Origin of the sequence: Nakamurella sp. UYEF19 (assembly GCF_040546275.1) — a bacterium.
Classification (GTDB): domain Bacteria; phylum Actinomycetota; class Actinomycetes; order Mycobacteriales; family Nakamurellaceae; genus Nakamurella.
Window position 1 is genome coordinate 586837 of record NZ_JBEPNO010000002.1, and the last position, 16701, is coordinate 603537.

At 67.5% G+C, this 16701-nt stretch carries 16 protein-coding genes; 11 read left to right on the forward strand and 5 right to left on the reverse strand.

Translation table 11 applies throughout. The features are described 5' to 3' along the window. The first annotated feature begins 99 nt into the window (after positions 1–99). Positions 100–1071: a hypothetical protein gene (locus tag ABIB25_RS05905; protein WP_354527479.1), complete on the forward strand. Its 972-nt coding sequence runs from the start codon at positions 100–102 to the stop codon at positions 1069–1071. A gap of 74 nt (positions 1072–1145) precedes the next feature. Beyond that, positions 1146–2078 (forward strand): LCP family protein, encoded by a 933-nt coding sequence (locus tag ABIB25_RS05910; protein WP_354527480.1) that lies wholly within the window; start codon positions 1146–1148, stop codon positions 2076–2078. 10 nt (positions 2079–2088) lie between these two features. On the opposite strand, the gene orn is transcribed toward ABIB25_RS05910, so the two are convergent. Further along, on the reverse strand, positions 2089–2691 hold the full coding sequence (orn, locus tag ABIB25_RS05915) for an oligoribonuclease (protein WP_354527481.1): 603 nt from the start codon (positions 2689–2691) through the stop codon (positions 2089–2091). Between the two features lie 154 nt (positions 2692–2845). On the opposite strand from orn, the gene ABIB25_RS05920 reads away from it, so the two are divergent. After that, the gene (locus ABIB25_RS05920; protein WP_502919749.1) at positions 2846–4558 is read left to right on the forward strand and encodes a helicase HerA-like domain-containing protein; all 1713 of its coding nucleotides are present in this window, start codon (positions 2846–2848) and stop codon (positions 4556–4558) included. A 26-nt stretch (positions 4559–4584) separates the two neighbouring features. Here the strand turns inward: ABIB25_RS05920 and ABIB25_RS05925 are convergent, their stop codons facing one another. Beyond that, the gene (locus ABIB25_RS05925; protein WP_354527482.1) at positions 4585–5322 is read right to left on the reverse strand and encodes an SDR family oxidoreductase; all 738 of its coding nucleotides are present in this window, start codon (positions 5320–5322) and stop codon (positions 4585–4587) included. Positions 5323–5362: 40 nt separating this feature from the next. Next, complete coding sequence (locus ABIB25_RS05930; protein ID WP_354527483.1) at positions 5363–6130, reverse strand: SDR family NAD(P)-dependent oxidoreductase; 768 nt, start codon at positions 6128–6130, stop codon at positions 5363–5365. Between the two features lie 197 nt (positions 6131–6327). Between ABIB25_RS05930 and ABIB25_RS05935 the strand changes: the two genes are divergently transcribed. After that, positions 6328–7485 (forward strand): low temperature requirement protein A, encoded by a 1158-nt coding sequence (locus ABIB25_RS05935; protein ID WP_354527484.1) that lies wholly within the window; start codon positions 6328–6330, stop codon positions 7483–7485. Between the two features lie 63 nt (positions 7486–7548). Next, the gene (locus ABIB25_RS05940; protein WP_354527485.1) at positions 7549–8034 is read left to right on the forward strand and encodes a ribosomal protein L7/L12; all 486 of its coding nucleotides are present in this window, start codon (positions 7549–7551) and stop codon (positions 8032–8034) included. 13 nt (positions 8035–8047) lie between these two features. Here the strand turns inward: ABIB25_RS05940 and ABIB25_RS05945 are convergent, their stop codons facing one another. Continuing rightward, a complete protein-coding gene (locus ABIB25_RS05945; protein WP_354527486.1) occupies positions 8048–8677 on the reverse strand; it encodes an MBL fold metallo-hydrolase in 630 nt (209 codons plus the stop codon). Between the two features lie 248 nt (positions 8678–8925). Between ABIB25_RS05945 and ABIB25_RS05950 the strand changes: the two genes are divergently transcribed. The 5 genes from ABIB25_RS05950 to ABIB25_RS05970 all read left to right on the forward strand — a co-directional run bounded on the left by ABIB25_RS05950 (position 8926) and on the right by ABIB25_RS05970 (position 15062). Further along, the gene (locus tag ABIB25_RS05950; protein WP_354527487.1) at positions 8926–10335 is read left to right on the forward strand and encodes an L-fuconate dehydratase; all 1410 of its coding nucleotides are present in this window, start codon (positions 8926–8928) and stop codon (positions 10333–10335) included. Beyond that, complete coding sequence (locus ABIB25_RS05955; RefSeq protein ID WP_354527488.1) at positions 10332–11102, forward strand: SDR family NAD(P)-dependent oxidoreductase; 771 nt, start codon at positions 10332–10334, stop codon at positions 11100–11102. Before ABIB25_RS05950 ends, ABIB25_RS05955 begins: the two co-directional genes overlap by 4 nt. Before the next feature lie 128 nt (positions 11103–11230). Continuing rightward, entirely contained in the window at positions 11231–12457 is a 1227-nt protein-coding gene (locus ABIB25_RS05960; protein WP_354527489.1) for a sugar ABC transporter substrate-binding protein, read from the forward strand. Positions 12458–12501: 44 nt separating this feature from the next. After that, a complete protein-coding gene (locus ABIB25_RS05965; RefSeq protein ID WP_354527490.1) occupies positions 12502–14034 on the forward strand; it encodes a sugar ABC transporter ATP-binding protein in 1533 nt (510 codons plus the stop codon). Beyond that, entirely contained in the window at positions 14031–15062 is a 1032-nt protein-coding gene (locus ABIB25_RS05970; RefSeq protein WP_354527491.1) for an ABC transporter permease, read from the forward strand. The genes ABIB25_RS05965 and ABIB25_RS05970 overlap by 4 nt, the downstream gene beginning before the upstream one ends. Before the next feature lie 45 nt (positions 15063–15107). Here the strand turns inward: ABIB25_RS05970 and ABIB25_RS05975 are convergent, their stop codons facing one another. Next, positions 15108–15806 carry a FadR/GntR family transcriptional regulator gene (locus ABIB25_RS05975; protein ID WP_354527492.1) on the reverse strand — a complete coding sequence of 233 codons (699 nt, stop codon included), beginning with the start codon at positions 15804–15806 and terminating at the stop codon, positions 15108–15110. Between the two features lie 319 nt (positions 15807–16125). Here ABIB25_RS05975 and ABIB25_RS05980 point away from each other — a divergent pair, with 319 nt between their 5' ends. Next, positions 16126–16683 (forward strand): adenylate kinase, encoded by a 558-nt coding sequence (locus ABIB25_RS05980; protein WP_354527493.1) that lies wholly within the window; start codon positions 16126–16128, stop codon positions 16681–16683. Positions 16684–16701: the final 18 nt, after the last annotated feature.

A 16701-nucleotide genomic window follows, 5' to 3' on the forward strand; every position in this document is an offset into this window, starting at 1 on the left:
AGGGTCACGTGGGGGATGCCCGGCGGACTGCAGGTGGACCGTCGCGCGATCCGGCGAAACCGCCGCGCGCGGCGAGATCGGTGAAATCGGAGGGGATCGATGTATCGCTCGATTCGTCTGCTTCTCGTCCTGATGCTGACCCTCGCGCCGTTGGTCCTCTCGAACGCCTCGGCCTCGGCGGCCCAGCCGGTCTTCACCATCACCCCGGACCCGGCCACCGGAGGGGACACGGTCACGTTCAGCGGCACCCAGTGCCTGCCCACGTCGTCCGATCCGAGCGACCAGGGGCCACTGGTCTACCTCGCTGTCCAAGGCGCCGACGAGGGGTTCTCCGACGCGATCACCCCCGAACCGGATGGATCCTGGTCGTACGCGGTCGCGCTGCCCGAGGCGATCTCGACCCAACGGACCACCTTCGACGCGGTCTGCGACGGCTACACGTCCTCGTTCGCGTATGCACCGGTCACCCTCATGATCCACGGCAGCTCGGACGGGGCGTACCTGTTTCTCCCGGCCTTCGTGGACGACTGGAACCGCCCGGCGGTCTTGCAGGCGAGCAGGTCGTACGAGTTCGACGCGTTCGGGTTCCTGCCCGGCGAGGAGGTCGCCCTCGAGTTGCACAGTGACGCGGTCCGGTTGGGCACCTACGTCGTCGACGACCGCGGCGAGCTGGTCAGCAGGTTCACCCTTCCCGCCGGCACGGCGGCAGGGCACCACGAGTTGCAGTTGACAGGTTCCACCAGTGAGGTCACGGCATCCTTGCCGGTCATCGTCTCGCCCCTGCTGACCACCACATCGCCTCCGGTTTCCGCGCCGTCCACCGCGCCGTCGTCCACCGCGGTGTCGTCCTTCTCGACGTCGGGGACGACGACCGCCTCCTCTGACGGAACCACCGTCACGGCGGGGACCACTGTGACGCTGACCAGCACGACGTCGGTGTCTGGTCCGGTGCTGGCGGCCACCGGTACTCCGGTGGCCGGGTTGGCGACGGTCGGCGCGACCCTGGCCCTGCTCGGATCCGGACTGATCCTGTCCACGTCGTTCCCCGCACGGCGGAGACGCTCCCACTGAACGAAGCCGTTGATGCAGCAGACCCCGCTGAGGATCCCGCGGCTCGGTCGGCCGGGGGACCCGGTCGTCGGCAAGTGCGGCAGCTGGCTCGCCGCTGGTTGATGGCGGGCCGCATCATTGCCGGCGCACTGTCCGTTCTGATCGTGCTCGGAGCGATCGACGTGCTGGTGGTCGGAGCACGTATCAGCCATTTCACCATCGACCACACGAGTGGGGCGCCCGGCGAGACCTGGGTGGTGGTGGGATCCGACTCCCGCGCCGACCTGCCGGCCGGCACACCGCAGGCGGCGTTCGGCACCACCGATCAGGTGGCCGGCGCCAGAGCCGATGTGGTGCTGGTCGTCCATCGCAGTCCAGACGGCCGCGTCTCCACCCTGTCGCTACCCCGAGATCTGCTGATGCACAACAGGAAGGGCCAGATCAATCGCCTGACGCTGGCCTACCAGGTCGGTCCGCAGAACTTCGTCGACAGCCTGTGCGCGACGCTCGGGATCCCCGTCGATCACCTGGTCGTCGTTGATTTCGCGGTGTTCACCTCGATCATCGATGTGCTCGGTGGGATCACCGTTGACATCCCGAACCCGTTGCGGGACAGCTACTCCGGCTTGGCTCTCCAGCAGGCAGGCACACAACGGCTGGACGGTGACCAGGCGCTGGCGCTGGTCCGTTCGCGTCACACCGAGGAACTGGTCGGCGGCACGTGGGTCGCGGTAGCCGACGGTGCAGCGCAGCGGACGTCCTGGGCCGGCCGGATCTTCCGCATCGTCGCGCAACGCGCCTCGTCGTCGACTAACCCAGTACTCCTGCAACGACTGGCCTGGACTGCGACCGGCTCGACCGTCGCCGATCAGTCGACCTCGGCCGCGGATCTCGCTGAGATGGCAACCGAGATCGGAGAGGTGGTAGACGTGCCGTCAGGATCCACCAGGGGCGGTCTTGCGGTGACGGCATCTGCCGAGACCTTCACGACATTGGCTGCCGCAGGCTTCGACCGGAACTGCCACTGAAACTCGTGAGCTAGGACTGCGCCAGCAGCTTCGCGGCGACGGCCTGGGCCTGTTCCGAACTGGGCCCGGGGGCGGCGACGAAGACGGTCTGCCGGTAGTAGGCCAGTTCTCGGACGGACTCGATGATGTCGGCGAGCGCCCGATGGGCCATGCCCTTCGCCGGCTGCGCGTAGTAGACCCGGGGGTACCACCGACGCGAGAGTTCTTTGATGCTGGACACATCGATCATCCGGTAGTGCAGATGTCCGTCCAGCTCCGCCATGTCGCGGGCGATGAAGCCGCGGTCGGTGCCGATCGAGTTACCCGCCAGCGGAGCGGTTCTCGGCTCCGGCACGTACTGCTTGACGTAGTCCAGCACGATCTGCTGGGCCTCTTCGATGCTCACCGTCGAGGCCCGGACCTGCTCGGTCAGCCCGGACTTGGCGTGCATCTGCTCGACGACCTCCGGCATCGCGGCCAGCTGTTCGTCGGTCGCGTGGATCACCACGTCGACGCCGTCGCCGAGGATGTTGAGCTCGCCGTCGGTGACCAGGGCGGCGATCTCGATCAGTGCATCGTTGTGCAGATCGAGTCCCGTCATCTCGCAGTCGACCCATACCAGTCTGTCGTTCACAAGAACTGACACTAGCCCGACTCCGCGGGCGAGACGCCCACTTGGCCGAGGGCCAGGGACGAAGCCGCGGCCGAGGCCACCCGGCCGTGCTCGATCCCGCCGGATAACATCTCCGTGACCAGCCAACGGGCCGGCTGCCACGAAAGGGAAGTCAGTGACGACATCGACCCCGCCTGCGGCACCGGACGACGCCGCGACCCAGATCGCCCACGGCTACGCCACCACTTCGCCGTGCGTCGTGCTCGGCACGATTGTGGTCGACGGAGCGGTCCACCCGGACGCCCAGGTCCAGATCCCGCTGGCCATGTTCAACCGCCACGGGCTTGTCGCCGGTGCGACCGGCACCGGCAAGACCAAGACGCTCCAGGTGATCGCCGAGCAACTGTCGGCTGCCGGCGTACCGGTCCTGATACCGGACATCAAAGGCGACCTGACCGGCATGGTCACGCCGGGTGCCCCCAACGATCGGATCACCCAGCGCGCCGCCGACACCGGCGACCACTGGACGGCGACCGGATTCCCGGTCGAGTACCTGACACTGGCCGGGCAGGGGACCGGCGTTCCGATCCGGGCGACCATCGATTCGTTCGGTCCGATTCTGCTGTCGAAGGTGTTGGGGCTCAACGACACCCAGGAGTCCACCCTGGGGCTGATCTTCCACTTCGCGGACCAGAAGAACCTCCCACTGCTGGACATCAAGGACCTGCGGTCGGTGATCGGACACCTCACCAGCGCCGAGGGCAAGGCCGATCTGAAAGAGCTCGGCGGCGTGTCCTCCTCCACCGCCGGGGTGATCCTCCGCGCCGTCACCAATCTCGAGGCGCAGGGCGGCGACGTCTTCTTCGGCGAGCCCCAGCTGGACGTCAGCGATCTGCTGCGCACCGCGCCGGACGGGCGCGGCGTCATCTCGCTGCTCGAGACGGCCGACCTGCAGTCCCGGCCGGAACTGTTCTCGACGTTCCTGATGTGGCTGCTGGCCGAGCTTTTCGAGGATCTGCCGGAGGTCGGCGACCTGGACAAGCCGAAGCTTGTCTTCCTCTTCGACGAGGCCCACCTGCTGTTCGCCGACGCGTCGAAGGCCTTCGGACAGGCCGTCCAGCAGACGGTGAAGCTGATCCGCTCCAAGGGTGTCGGGGTGTTCTTCTGCAGCCAGTTGCCCACCGACCTGCCGGGTCCGGTGCTCTCGCAGCTCGGGGCGCGGATCCAGCACGCGCTGCGGGCGTTCACCCCTGACGACCAGAAGGCGCTCTCGCAGACCGTTCGGACGTACCCGACGAGCAAGATCTACGACCTCGAATCGGCACTGACCAGCCTGGCCACCGGCGAGGCGATCGTCACCGTCCTGAGCGAGACCGGAGCCCCCACTCCGGTGGCCTGGACCAGGGTGCGCGCGCCACGCTCGCTGATGGGCCCGGCCGATCCGGCGGCGGTCACCGCCGCTGTTGCCGGGTCGTCGCTGCAGGCGAAGTACGGCCAGGCGATCGACCGGGAGTCCGCCTACGAACTGCTCACCGGTCGGCTGGCCGGTCCCGCGGCGCCCGCCGGCAGTCCGGCCCCGGCGAACGCTCCGGCGGCGACCGTCCCGGCGCCGCCGGCCCAGTACGAGTCGCTGCCGCCGGTGTCCGGCGGCTTCGAGGTCCCGCAGCCGTACGATCCTCCGCCCTCGAACCAAGACGACGATTCCGCCACCATCACCGGCACCGCTTCGGCGCCGCAATCATCTGGATCCCCTGCTGGCGGAGGGTTTCTCGGCGACGTGATGGGCAGCCCGGTGGTCAAGTCGTTCATGAGGTCGTTGGGCACCTCGCTCGGGGGCGCCCTCGGCCGGTCGGTGTTCGGCACCCGCACCCGGAGTCGGCGCCGCTGACGACCGCCGGCCGCGAAGCCAAAGGCTCAGATGTCCTGGTTCACCGGCAGGATGACCAGGTCGCGGATCCCGACGTGCCGCGGTCTGGTCAGCATGTAGAGGATGGCGTCGGCCACGTCCTCGGACCGGAGGCCCTCTCCGGCAGCGACTCTGGCGTCGATCTCGGTCTGGCTGGTGACCTGCCAGAGATCGTTCAGCACCATTCCCGGTGCCACCGAACCGATCCGGATCCCGGTGCCGACCAATTGACGGCGGACGCCGTGGACGAAGGCCTGGACGGCGTGTTTGGAGGCGGAGTACACCGGCTCCCAAGGAATCGCCTGGTGCCCGGAAACCGAACTGGTCACCACGATGTCACCGACCGACCCAGCGTCACGCATGGCGATGATCGCGGCCTGGACGGCGTTGATCACGCCGGAGACGTTGGTGGAGATCAGGTTGTCGAAGTCCGCCGTCCTGCCGTCCCACACGTCGCCGGGGACGTAGACGCCGGCGTTGGCGATCAGGACGTCGAGACGGCCGAACGCCGCGACCGATGCCTGCGCGAGCGTCGGTCCGGCGTCGGCGACCGAAACATCGAGGGCCAGCACCGAGGTCGGGCCGGGCATCGTGGCGGCCGCGGCGGTCAGCTTGTCGAGGTTGCGGCCGCTGAGCAGCACCGAGGCACCGGCCCGGGAGGCCGCCAGCGCCGTGGCCAGTCCGATCCCCGAACCGGCTCCCGTGATCGCAACCACCTTGCCGCCCAACGACAACGGCGTCACCATCGCTGACAGGGCTGGGTGCTGCGTTGCAGCAGTGGGCTGCTCAGACAATCGAGTAGCCGCCGTCGATGACGATCGATTCGCCGACGATGTACTGCGAGACGTCCGAGGACAGGAAGGTCACCAGACCGTCGAGATCGGCCGGCTGTCCCATCCGTCCCGCGGGGATCAACGAGTTCCAGTACTTGCCGAGATCCTCGTTGGAGTCCAGGAATTGCTTGGTCATATCGGAGAGGAAATAGCCCGGCGCAACGGCATTGACCCGGATGCCCTTGGTGATCCACTCCACTGCAAGGGATTTGGTGATCTGGTCGACAGCGGCCTTCGAGGCGTTGTAGGACACCTGGCGCTGCGGGATGTTCACCACGAAGGCCGACATCGACGAGACGTTCACGATGGCGCCCTGGCCGCCCGCGGCGAAGACCGTCCTGGCGAAGGCCTGGCAGCTGAAGAACGTGCCGTTGAGGTTGACGTCGATCACCTTTCGCCAGGACTCGGCCGTGACGTCGACGGAGTCTCCCCATGCCGTGATCCCGGCCGCGTTGACCAGGATCGACGGTGTGCCCAACGCTCCCGCGATCGCCGTGATCGCCCCGCCGATGGACGTTGGGTCCGTCACGTCCGCGGCGATGCCGACGGTGCGCACCGACTTCGCCTGAGCCAGGCGTGCGGCGCTGTCGGAGACCTCGGGCAGCAGGTCGACGAGAGCGATCTCGACACCGTGGGCGGCGAGCGCGGTGGCCATCTGGTAGCCAAGTCCGCGTGCACCTCCGGTGACGACCGCGATCTTGCCCCTCAGGTCCTCGTACACGTCCAGCTCCTGTTCTGCGGTGGCGGCTTCGTCGACGCCGCGGGGGTGGTGTTCGGAATGGTGGTTCCCGCTCGCGACAATAGTGCCGCCCGGACTCGCGCCGGCCGTCCGGGCCCTGTCGAGCCGCCTGCCCCGTAGTGCTGGAGGAGTCCATAATGTCGATGCGTACCGTTCCCCGAACTCCTTGGTACAGGCCGATGTCAGCGCGCAGCCCCGACGAGAAGCATCGCGCGTCGACGCCGCTGGAGTGCCTGTTCGACCTGTGTTTCGTGGTGGCGGTGGCCCGGGCGGGCGTCGCTGTCGAGGGGCAGCTCGGACACGGACACGTGGCCGCCGGGGTCATCAGCTACGCGATGATCTTCTTCGCCATCTGGTGGGCGTGGATGAACTTCACCTGGTTCGCGTCGGCGTACGACAACGACGACGTGCTCTACCGCCTGACGGTGATGGTGCAGATCGCCGGCAGCCTGATCCTGGCCGCGGGAGTCAGCCCGGCCTTCGACCCCGAGCACGGCGACTACTCGGTGCTGGTGATCGGCTATGTCGTCATGCGGCTCGGGACCGTTGGCAACTGGATCCGTGCCGGACGGGCCGATCCGGTCCACCGTGCGTCCGCCTACCGGTATGCCGCCGGCGTCATCGTGATCCAGCTCGGCTGGGTCGCACGCCTGTGGTTGCCGGAGAGCGTGTCGATCATCAGCTTCGTGGTGCTGGTGCTGCTGGAGATCTCGGTGCCCATCTTCTCGGAGCGTGCCGGCGTCACGCCCTACCACCCGTCGCACATCGCCGAGCGGTACGGGCTGTTCACGGTGATCGTGCTGGGCGAATCGGTGGTGGCCGTGGTCGTCAGCGTGGAGGCTGCCATCCACGAGGTGGAGCACCGGGCGCAGCTGATCGGTCTGGCCGCCGCCGGTCTGGTGATCCTGTTCTCGATGTGGTGGGTGTACTTCGACAAGTCCGCGGCGCAGATGCTCGACAACATCAGGTCATCGCTGGTCTGGGGATACGGGCACTACCTGATCTTCGGGTCGATCGCGGCGGTCGGTGCCGGGCTGAACATCGTCATCGGTCACGACCTCGGCGAGATCGAGGTGTCCGACACCCTTGCCGGCCTCGTGGTGACGGTGCCGGTCGCGCTGTTCCTGGTCGTCGTCTGGGCGCTGCACCTGCGTCATCACCATGGGCCGGTCGCCTCCGCCGGGTTCCCCGTCGTCGCCGTGCTGGTGCTGGCCTCCACCTTCAGCGGTGCGCCGGTCTACCTCGGTGCAGTGCTCCTGGTCGGTCTCGTGATCCTGACCGTGGTGACTTCGAGCGGCCGCGCCGTTCCCCGCCGGGCGCCCGCGCCCCGGCGCTGAGCGAGGCCGCCGACCGGACGACGGGCTGTTCCGCCAAGTCGCCGGGTCACTACCATCCGTGGTGTGGATGCCTGGGTCTGGATCATCGTTGCGATACTCGTTCTCCTGCTGCTCGGAACCGTCATCGGCCGCCGGGCCGCTGGGGGAGTCGATCCGACCCAGCTGCTGCTGGACCCCGAACTGGTCGGGCGCGTGCGGAAACTGGCGCAGGCAAACCAGAAGATCGCCGCAATCAGGCTGCTGCGGGAGAGCAACCCCGGCCTCGGGCTCGCCGCCGCCAAGGTAATGGTCGATCGCATGGCCGCCCCGCCCGCGTCGCCGGTCCAGACCCAGACTGCGGACCACCGGACGGCGCGACCCGACCTGGGCAAGAGTGAGCCGGTGGCCGGCGCCGGGTTGACCCCCAGTGCCTCCGCCCTGCCGTTGGAAGTCGAACTGCAGGTGCGCTCCCTGAAATCGGCGGACCAGAAGATCTCCGCCATCAAGCTGGTCAGGGAGCACACCGGCTGGGGCCTGCGTGAGGCCAAGGACTTCGTCGAACAGCTGTGACCCGACCGTTCGATCAGACGTCGAACGGGGCTCCGTCGGCCGGCGCCAGCCAGGTCGAGGTCTGCGGCCCCAGCTTCTCCAGGAGGCCGTAGGCCATCGCCGGGTTCGCCAGGATCCGCTCGTGGATCGGGAAGGCGACCTTGGGCGCGACCGCCCGGTAGAAGTCGACGCCTTCCTTGAGCGCCATCCACGGCGCGGCCGCCGGGACCGCCAGGATCTCCACGGCCACCGCGGGTACGGACAGCGAGTCCCCGGGGTGCAGGAGGCGTCCGCCGATCAGGTACGAGGCGTTCGCGACGGACGGTAGGTCGGCATGGATGACGGCGTGATTCACCCCGAACACCACCACCGGGGTGCCGACGTCGAAGCTGTCGCCCGCCTTCACCGCAGTGACCGTGATGCCGGCCGCCTCGATCCTCGGGGCTGATCCGCCGTCGGCGTAGACAGCGGCCTGCGGGTTCGCGGCGACCACGCCGGGCAACCGGTCGAGATCGAGATGGTCGGCGTGCTCGTGCGTCACCAGGATCGCCGTCAGGTCGGTCAGGATTTCGAAGCCGGCCGAGAATGTGCCGGGGTCGATGAGGATGTTCGCCGTGCCGTCGACGACGTGCAGGCAGGAGTGGCCGAGCTTGGTGATCTGCATGGGTGTTCCTCGATCGCTGGGTCGGGTGTGTGCGGTGCGGCGTGATGGACCGTTCTCACCCTACGACCGTCGCCGACGCGGGACCGAGCAGCTTCAGCGGTTCGACAGAGATCGGATCGCTGGAGCGTGATGTTCGCGGCTTGTGACGCTGGACACCTACTAGCTCAGGTGATATACACATCGGAGGTCTTCAAACATCGGATGTCTGAAGCGGACCATCGTCATCGCCGACTGGAGTTTCCCGCCCAATGCCCACGATTCTCGCCCTGGACACCTTCGATGTGCGCTTTCCCACCTCGAGAGATCTCGACGGGTCAGACGCGATGAATCCGGATCCGGACTATTCCGCCGCGTATGTGCGCCTGGTGACCTCCGATCCTCAGTTGACCGGCCACGGCTTCGTCTTCACCATCGGTCGCGGCAACGACGTGCAGACGGCGGCCATCGCCGCCCTGTCCTATCTCGTCGTCGGCCGTGACGTACAGGACGTCGTCGACGATCTCGGCGGTTTTTCTCGTTCGCTGACCTCCGACTCGCAACTCCGGTGGCTGGGGCCGGAGAAGGGCGTCATCCACATGGCGATCGGGGCCGTGGTGAACGCCGCCTGGGACCTCGCCGCCAGGATCGCGGGAAAACCGGTGTGGCGCCTGATCTCCGACATGACGCCCCAGCAGATCGTGGACCTGATCGACTTCCGGTACCTCACCGATGCGCTCACGCCGGCCGAGGCACTGGAGATCCTGCAACGGGCCGAGCCGACCAGGCAGACCCGGATCGATGACCTGTTGGAGCGCGGGTACCCCGCGTACACGACGTCACCGGGTTGGCTCGGGTACTCGGACGAGAAGATGGTCGGCCTGCTGCAGCAGGCGGTCGAGGACGGGTACCGCATCATCAAGATGAAGGTCGGCCTGCATCTGGAGGACGACCGCCGACGGCTCGGATTGGCAAGGGCAGCAGTGGATCCCGGAGTCAGGATCGCCGTCGACGCCAACCAGCGGTGGGGCGTCGACGAGGCCATCGAGTGGATGAATGCGTTGGGGCAGTTCGACATCGCCTGGATCGAGGAGCCGACCAGTCCGGACGACGTCCTGGGCCATGCGGCCATCCGGGCCGGCATCACGCCCATCCCGGTCTCGACCGGGGAACACACCCAGAACCGGGTGGTGTTCAAACAACTGCTCCAGGCCGGGTCGGTCGACCTGATCCAGATCGACGCGGCCAGGGTCGGCGGGGTCAACGAAAACCTGGCGATCCTGTTGCTGGCGGCCAAGTTCGGCGTCCCGGTGTACCCACACGCCGGCGGCGTCGGACTCTGCGAACTCGTCCAGCACCTGGCCATGGCCGACTACGTCGCCATCTCGACGTCCATGGACGACCGCGCCATCGAATTCGTCGATCATCTTCACGAACACTTCGTGACGCCGACGGTGATCCGCCGGGCCCGCTACCTGCCGCCGACGGATCCGGGTTTCTCCGCCGAGATCAAGCCGGCTTCGCGGGTCGACCACCTGTTCCCGGATGGTGCCGTGTGGAGGGAACTCGCGACCCTGGACGCCGCCGCCGCCGCCGGTGACACGGCGGGCGACGCAGCGGCAGAAGATGATCGGGTCCGTTCCGGACGATCGATCGAGCAGGAGTCAGGTGTGCACTCATGACTGTCAACCCCCTCGCCGGCCTTCGGGTCGTGGTGACCGGCGGCGCGTCCGGTATCGGACTTGCCACGGCACGGGCCTTCGCCGAGCAGGGCGCGGCGGTGGCCGTGCTGGACGTCCCGCGATCGATCGACGCCGGGGTACCCGCGGGTCTCCTGGGACTCGCGGCGGATGTCAGGGACGACGAAGCCGTGGTGTCGGCCATCGACCAGGCTGCTAAGGCCCTCGGCGGGATCGACGTGGTGGTCAACAACGCGGGCATCGGGGCCCAGGGCACCGTCGCCGACAACGACCTGGATGAGTGGCGCCGGGTGCTCGACGTCAACCTGCTCGGCGTGGTCCGGGTGACGCGGGCGGCGCTGCCCTACCTGCGGTCCTCCGAACACGCATCGGTGGTCAACATGGGTTCCGTCGCGGCCAGCGCCGGACTTCCCCAGCGCGCGTTGTACTCGGCGTCGAAGGGGGCCATCTACTCGCTGACCCTCGCGATGGCCGCCGACCACATCCGGGAGGGAATCCGGGTCAACTGCGTGAACCCCGGAACAGCCGACACCCCCTGGGTGGGCAGGCTTCTCGGGGCCTCCGAGCATCCTGACGCCGAGCGTGCGGCGCTGGAGGCCCGCCAACCGCACGGTCGACTCGTCAGGCCCGAGGAGGTGGCTGCCGCGGTGCTCTACCTGGCGTCACCGGCGGCAGGCTCGACGACCGGAACCGCCTTGGCCGTCGACGGTGGCATGCAGGGCCTGCGTCTGCGTCCGGTGGCGCGGTGATCCGACACCCGTGACGTGAGTGCAGGTCTGAACAGAGATCGATACACCAGCCCAGGGGCAACGGTGCCCCTGGTTCGACGCGCCCAGCCGGACGGCAGCGCTCACCCCGCACAAGGAGACGTTCAGCCATGAAGCTCAGCAAGGTCATCGTTGCCCTGACCGGAGTCGCGGTGCTCACCGCATCGCTGGTCGGTTGCGGCCGGGACAGCACCACGGCCGCAACCACTTCCAGTGTTCCCTCGTCGGCGGTGGCGCCCCCGGCCACCTCCTCCTCATCCTCGACCGCCGGCAGCGTCGCGCCGGTGTCGTCGGCGTCCGTCGGCAGGTCCTCTGTCCCGGCGTCGTCGGCCTCGGCCTCGTCGCCCTCGTCCTCAGCCGGGCCCTCCGCCGGCGGCAGTCCACTGGTCGGTGTCGACCAGCCTCGCTCGGACTCGGACTTCTGGAGTGCCTACGCCAAGTTCGTCCCGCAGATGGCCACGACGGTCGGGGTCACGCTGCAGAACACCGCGTCGGACAATGACGCGAACAAGCTCAAGTCCAACGTCGACACGCTGATCGCCAAGGGCGTCAAGAGTCTGGTCATCGCTCCGCAGGACACGGCAGCGGTGGCTCCGGCGCTGGCCGCGGCCGCAAAGGCGAACATCCCGGTCGTCTCGGTCGACACCCGGCCGGACGCCGGCAAGGTCTACATGGTGGTGCGGGCCGACAACCGCGCCTACGGCACCAATGCCTGCATCTTCCTGGGCGAGAAGCTCGGCAACAAGGGCACCGTCGTGGAGTTCCAGGGGGCGTTGGCCTCGATCAACGGACGTGACCGGTCCGAAGCCTTCGCATCCTGCATGAAGGAGAAGTACGCCGGCATCAAGGTGATCGCGATCCCCACCGAATGGTCCGGGGACAAGGCTGCTTCCGGCTTGCAGGACGCCTTGGTCAAGGAGGGCACGATCAACGGCATCTACATGCAGGCGGGCGGGGTGTTCCTCGAGCCAACGCTCGCTCTGCTGAAGCGGGAGAACAAGCTGGTCCCGGCAGGCCAGCCAGGGCACGTCACCATCGTCTCCAACGACGGCATCGCCTCCGAACTCAAGGCCATCGGCAACGGCGAAATCGACGCCACCGTCTCCCAGCCGGCCGATTCGTACGCCAAGTGGGCACTTTTCTACGCGAAGGCGGCGGTGGAGGGCAAGACCCTCGCGCCCGGCCGGACCGACCACGACTCCACCATCATCAGCACCCCCAACGGACTCCTGGAGGATCAGCTACCTGCCCCGGTGGTGACCAAGGACGGCGCTGCGGTGGGTTCCCTGACGACGGTCAAGTTCGACTCCAAGGACCTCTGGGGCAACGGCAGCTGACCACCGGCACCGCACCCGCCCACTCCGCAGGAAAGAGCATCCGCATGGCCTCGCCCGCCCGTTCCGCAGAATTCGACCCGCGGACCTCGACCGGTCCCGCGCTCGTCGAGGCCATCGGTATCACGAAACGCTTCGGCCCGACCGTCGCACTGGATGACGTCCGGCTGTCGATCACGCAGGGGCGCACCCACGCCCTGGTCGGCCGGAACGGTGCGGGCAAGTCCACCCTGGTGTCGGTGCTCACCGGTCTGCTGGCACCGGATGACGGGCAGGTGCTGTTCGGCGGAGAGTCAGCGCCAGCGATGGGCAATCGCGAGGCCTGGCAGACGAAAGTGGCCTGCGTGTACCAACATTCGACGATCATTCCCGATCTGTCCGTCGCCGAGAATCTGTTCATCAATCGGCAGACCGACGGTCACGGTCTGATCCGTTGGAAGTCGCTGCGCCGTCGGGCCCGAGAGATCCTGGATCTCTGGTCGGTGCCCGTCGACGAGCGGATGGAGGCCCGCGACCTGGACGTCGAACAGCGCCAGATGGTCGAGATCGCCCGATCCCTTTCCTACGGAGCACGTTTCATCATTCTCGACGAGCCGACCGCGAAACTCGACGGGGCGGCGATCAAACGGTTGTTCATCCGGATCCGTGACCTCCAGACCCAGGGTGTCACGTTCCTGTTCATCTCCCACCACCTCGCCGAGACCTACGAGATCTGCCAGGACATCACCGTCTACCGGGACGCCCGGTACGTGATCACCGCCGCCGCAGAGGATCTCAGCCATGATCAGCTGGTCGAGGCGATGACCGGCGAGGCGAACCTGTCCGCCGATCTCGCGAAACGGGACGTCCCGTCCACCGAGAAGGCACTCGAGGTCGTCGGTCTGGGCCGCCCGCCGGAGTTCCAGGACATCAGCTTCAGCGTCCGCCGCGGCGAGATCGTCGGTCTCGCCGGTGGGGGCGCCAGCGGTAAGGCAGCGGTCGGGGAGACGATCGTCGGGTTGCGGAAAGCACACGACGGCTCGATCACCGTTGGCGGGGTGGTGCCCCGCCGGGGGAGCGTCAGAGCCGGCCTCGATGCGGGTATCGGCTTCGTTCCGCAGGACCGCCACCACCAGGGGCTGGTAATGACCATGAGCGTGGCCGACAACGTCACCCTGACGATTCCTGCCCAGCTGGGTCCGGTGGGTCTGCTTGCGCCCAGGGTCCGGGATACCAGGGCCCGCAGCATGATCGCCGACCTCGACATCAAGACCTCCGGCCCGGAACAGGATGTCGACGGACTCTCCGGCGGCAACCAGCAGAAGGTGGTGATGGCCAGGGCGCTCGCCAACGACCCTTCGCTGCTGGTGCTGATCTCACCGACCGCCGGAGTCGACGTGCGATCCAAACAGACCCTGCTGGACGTGGTCCGGCGGATCGGTGACGATGGCGCCGGGGTATTGATCGTCTCCGACGAACTGGACGACCTGCGGGACTGCGACCGGGTGCTGGTCATGTTCCAGGGCACCATCAGCCATGAATTGAACAGGGGCTGGGCCGACAACGAGCTCGTCGCCGCCATGGAAGGACTTGCACCATGACAGATCTCGCCAAAGGCCGTGCGCCCGGTCAGGCGCCCGCATTCGTTCCGGTGGAGGGTCCGCGACCATTCCGGTGGTCATCGCTGCGCGACCTGTTGCTGCTGCCGGCGGTGATCGCCGTCCTGGTGGTCGGATATTTCGTCGACCACAAGTTCCTCTCCGGCGCCAATCTGATCAACATCCTGACGACGATGAGTGCCATCAGCCTGATCGTGCTCGCACAGGCCTTCGTGTTGATCGTCGGGAAGATGGACCTGTCCCTGGAGTCCACCTTCGGCCTGGCCCCCGGGATCGCCATCTGGGCGTGCATGGGCACCGCAGACGTCGGTGCGTTCGGCTGGGCCTCGGAGTGGATGGCCATCCCGGTGGCCCTGCTGGTGGGGGTCGCCGTCGGACTGATCAACGGACTTCTGATCGTGAAGTTCGGGCTCAACGGGTTCATCGTGACCCTCGCGATGCTCACCGCGCTCCGCGGCCTGCTGACCTTCCTCACCGGCGGGCAGACGCTGCGCAAGGTTCCCGATGCCGTCACCTATCTCGGCGGTTCGGACTTCCTTGGCATGCCGGTCAACGTGGTGATCGTGGTGGTGCTGTTCGCGGTCTCGTTCTTCGTCCTGACCTACACCCGGCTCGGTCGAGCCCTGTATGCGGTCGGGGGAAACGTGGCCGCAGCCAGGGCAGCCGGCATCCGGGCGGACCGGATCGTCTGGGGGGTACTGATTCTCGCGTCCGTGCTGGCCGCCCTCGGTGGACTGATCTACACCGGCCAGTTCGCCAGCGTGCAGGTGAGCCAGGGAGACGGCTACATCTTCCAGGTCTTCGCCGCCTGCGTGATCGGTGGTGTCTCGCTCAGCGGGGGCCGCGGCTCGGTGATCGGTGCCTTCCTCGGCATCCTACTGCTCATCCTGATCCAGAAACTCCTGTCCTACGCGGAGGTCCCGGCCGACTCGATCAAGTTCATCAGTGGTGCCCTGATCCTGTTGGCGCTGATCATCACCAGGCTGGCCGGTGGAAAGCGGCAGGAATGACGCGTCGGACGCCGGGGGCGTCAGGTCCGCCGGAGCGCCGCGCCGTCAGACGGAGTCGGCAGCGCTGGTCGCATCCTTCACCCGACGCAACCAGTCCTCCACGCCGGCGATGTGCACGACCGCCCGGGCGGCGGCCAGTTCGGGTTCGCGATTCTCGATGGCGCGCAGGATGTCTGCGTGTTCCTGCAGGGTGCGTGCGTAGGCGCCCTCCTGCGTCAGGCCACGCCAGATCCGTGCCCGCGAGGTCGGCAGGGAGATGGACTCCAGCATCGCGGTCAGCACCGGATTGCCGGAGCCGGCGGCGATCAGGGCGTGGAACTTGAGATCGTGTTCGACCAGGGTATGGCCCGGGGTCTGCAGGGAATCGGCTGCGATCACCTGCTTGATCGTCGCGATCGCCTCCGTGGTCAGGTTTCTCGCGGCCAGGGCAGTGGCGGCGGGTTCCAGGATCCGCCGGACGGCCAGGAAGTCCAGCACCGAATCGTCCTGGTGGAAGTCCAGCAGGAAGCCGAGCGCATCGATCAGCAGCGGTGCGTCGAGACTGGTGACATAGGTCCCATCTCCTTGACGGACATCCAGGATCCGCACCAGGGAAAGGGCTTTCACCGCTTCTCGCAGGGAATTGCGCGATACGCCAAGGTCGGCGGCGAGGTCGGCCTCCCTGGGCAGCCGGGCCCCGGGCGTCAGCTCGCCCGAGAGGATCATCGTCTTGATCTTGTCGATCGCCTCGTCAGTGACAGCCACGTCGAACCTTTCGCGCCGGCACGGGAGCTCCTGGACCATCGGGACCGTGGGGTATGCCAGCAACGTACCCCGTGCCACGATCACCGCCCATCCCGTCGCCGGCTTCGGCCGTTGGGGTGCAGGTACAGGGCGCAGGGTGCCGGCGCAGGCTTTCACGATCCAGTGGCCAAGGTGACAGGACGACGACGCGGCGCGGGGTCAGATCCTCGGTACGGTCGGACATCTGCGGACGACCCAGGGCCCAAAGCTGGAGCTCACCGCGGAGTCCACATGTTCCACTCCGGTGGAGCGCCATACCCTCTGGAAGGAACCGACCACGATGAGGCTTCTCATATTCGGCCCGCAGGGTGTGGGCAAGGGCACGCAGGCGGCGATGTTGGCTCCGCACTGGGGCATCCCGCACATCTCGACGGGTGACCTGTTCCGCGCCAACATCAGTGCCGACACGTTCCTCGGCAAGCAGGCCAAGGACGCGCTGGCGGCCGGCGAACTGGTGCCCGATTCGATCACGCAGGGCATGCTGGCCGAGCGCCTGAACGAGCCCGATGCGCGCTCGGGGTTCCTGCTGGACGGTTTCCCACGGACGCCCGAGCAGGCCGAGTGGCTCGAGCAGATGATCGCCGGGACACCGGGTCTGGACGCGGTCGTGCTGCTCACGGCGCCGAACGACGTCCTCATCGGGCGGGCCGTGGCACGCGGCCGGTTCGACGACGAGATCGAGGCCATCGAACGGCGCCTCGCGCTCTACCACCAGTTCACCGAGCCGCTTCTTCGCTTCTACGGCGACCTGGTCGAATCGATCGACGGCAATCGCTCGGTCGAACTGGTGCACCAGAACATCATCGGCCGGATCGGCGACCGCACCGCCGTGCACTGAGTTTGCTGTCGATGGGCG